Origin of the sequence: Catellatospora aurea, from assembly GCF_042663325.1 — a bacterium.
GTDB classification, from domain to species: domain Bacteria; phylum Actinomycetota; class Actinomycetes; order Mycobacteriales; family Micromonosporaceae; genus Catellatospora; species Catellatospora aurea.
In genome coordinates this window covers 1-2,488 of record NZ_JBHTAC010000096.1, presented here as the reverse complement: position 1 = coordinate 2,488, position 2,488 = coordinate 1, and the positions used below count along the sequence as shown (strand labels likewise).

2 protein-coding genes are annotated in these 2,488 nt (G+C 70.4%); both read right to left on the bottom strand.

Translation table 11 applies throughout. The features are described 5' to 3' along the window. Positions 1-66 precede the first annotated feature (66 nt). On the bottom strand, positions 67-864 hold the full coding sequence (gene istB, locus ACFQO7_RS37625) for an IS21-like element helper ATPase IstB (RefSeq protein ID WP_376810873.1): 798 nt from the start codon (positions 862-864) through the stop codon (positions 67-69). Then, on the bottom strand, positions 864-2,348 hold the full coding sequence (gene istA, locus ACFQO7_RS37620) for an IS21 family transposase (protein WP_376810872.1): 1,485 nt from the start codon (positions 2,346-2,348) through the stop codon (positions 864-866). The genes istB and istA overlap by 1 nt, the downstream gene beginning before the upstream one ends. Between the last annotated feature and the right edge of the window lie 140 nt (positions 2,349-2,488).

The following is a 2,488-nucleotide window of genomic DNA, read 5'->3' as shown; positions in this document are numbered from 1 at the left end:
TGTCAACGGCCATCGTGAGGTCGCCACTGGTGGCCAGCGAATGTCGCCACCTGTGGTCATGTCAGTTCATGGGCGGCTCCGGGTGGTGCGGGTGCGGGCCTCCAGCATGCGGAAGGACTCGCCTTCGGTGACCACGACAGTGGCGTGGTGCAGGAGCCGGTCGAGCAGGCTGGTCGCGGTGACGTGTTCGGGCAGGAACCGGCCCCACTGCTCGAACGGCCAGTGCGACGCGATGCCCAGGGCCCGGCGCTCATATGCGGCGGCCACGAACCGGAACAGCAGCTGGGTGCCGGTGTCGTCCAGCGGCGCGAAGCCGATCTCGTCGACGATGACCAGGTCGTTGCGTAGCAGGGTGTCGATGACCTGGCCGACGGAGTTGTCGGCCAGGCCGCGGTAGAGCTGCTCGACGAGCTCGGCCGCGGACAGGTAGCGGACCCGGTGCCCGGCGACCACGGCGGCGTGGCCCAGGGCGATCAGCAGGTGTGTTTTGCCCGTTCCGGCAGGTCCGACGAGGCAGAGGTTCTCGGCCTTGGCGATCCATTCGCCGGCGGACAGGTAGTCGAAGGTGGCCTGCGGGATCGACGAGGCTTGGACCTTGAACTCGTCGAGTGTCTTGACCACGGGGAACGCTGCGGCCTTGAGGCGGTTGGCCTGGTTGGACTCGTCGCGGGCGGTGATCTCGGCGTCGATGAGGGTGCGCAGCACCTCCTCGGGCGCCCAGCGTTGGACTTTCGCGGTGGCCAGGACCTCGGGTGCGAGCCTGCGGACGGTCGACAGCTTCAGCCGTTTGAGTCCGTCGACGAGGTCGGCGGCCAGCGGTGGCGGTGCTGCCGGAACGGCGGTGGCGCGGGTGCGTGGGGGCATCAGGCCACCTGCCGCAGGGTGTCGGCCCGGTAGGCGTCCAGGGACCGGGTCGGGACCAGCGGCAGCACCGCGGCCAGTTTCTGTCCCGCCGCCGTGGGCTGGGGCGCGCCGGGGCCTGCGGCCAGGATCGCCCGGACGTCATCGGCGGTGAACCGGCGGAACTCCAGGGCCCTGGCCAGCGCGGCGATCAGCTTGTCACGACCGTGCGCGGCCTCCAGCGCGACGATGTCGGCCAGGTGCCCTGGCAGGCGGGTCGTGCCGGCCGCAGCTGCGGCGCGCAGGAACGCCTCGGCAGTCTCACCCAGGGCGAGGAACGCGGTCTCGGTCTTGGTACGTGGGCGCACCGCCCGGCGGGGTCGGCGCGCGGGACGGTCGTAGTGCTCGTCGGCGATCGACGTCTCGCCCGGCGCGACCAGGCGGTGGGCGGCGACCAGGTCGCCGTCGTGCCAGACCTCGATCCGGTCGTCGACGGTGGCGACCTCGACGTGCTGTCCGACCAAGCGGTGCGGGACCGAGTAGCGGGCCGACCCGATGCGCACCGTCGACAGCTTGTCGACCTTGCGGGCCACCCCGCGGCGGCCTTCCAGCCGCAGCGACGGCAGCGTGCGCAGCACGTCACGTTCGACGGCCAGGCGGTCGTCGGCGACGGCCTGGGTCTCGCTGTGCTTGATCGCGTTGATCTCGGCGCACCACGCGACAGCTGCGGCGTTGGCCACGCTCAGGTCGCCGTCGAAGTCGTCGGCGGGCACGACCAGGTCCGACTTCGCCAGCCGGACCGCGGCCTCGACCGCGCCCTTGGACTCGGGGTCTTTGGCCTCGCAGAAGTCCGGCCGGAACCCGTAGTGCGCCGCGAATCGCACGTACTGCGCGGTCGGGACGACCACGTTGGCCACGACTCCGCCTTTGAGGCAGCCCATCCGGTCGGCCAGGACCACTGCCGGGACCCCGCCGGCGGCCTCGAAGCACTCGGCCAGCATCCGCAGCGTCGTCTCGAGGGATTCGTCGCGGGTGAAGCGCACGAACCGCCACCGTGACCAGGCCAGCACCGCGGTGAAGATCTTCAGCCCGGTGTTCGGGCCGCGCGTCACGGTCCCGTAGTCGATCAGCAGATGCTCACCCGGGCTCGGCGCCCACGGCCGATACACCCGCCGCAGCCGCTTCCACCTGGCCTTCTGCTCAGCCACTGTCCGCCGGAACGTGCGCGCCGAACCCTCGTAGCCGGCAGCCCGCGCGATCGGCAGCAGCCGCTTGGCGGTGATCCGCCCGTCGGTGCTCTTGACCTTGTCGAAGATCAGATCCTCATACGGTTCGGCCAGCCCCGGCACCGGCGACCGACGCCGGCCGGGCCGCTGACCGGCAGCCCGACGCGCCAGCACCCGGCTGACCGTCTTGTGGGTCGTGCCACACAACGCCGCGGCCGCACGCATTGATCCGGTCTCTTCGTAGGCGTTGATGATGTCCAACTCTTGCCTCGCAGTCTTCAATAGGGGTGTCCTTCAGGGCGGATGACTTGCAGGTTGGCGCCGCCAGTCTTCGCCCTGAAGGACCCAAAAGATCAACTAGCCCCCTGCGAGGTGGGGACTTTCACTGGCCACCAGCGGTGACACTTCCATGGCCACGGACA

What these genes read in the sequence shown, in the direction of transcription:
- istB (WP_376810873.1), bottom strand. Translation starts at nt 864, where the DNA reads ATGCCCCCACGCACCCGCGCCACCGCCGTTCCGGCAGCACCGCCACCG.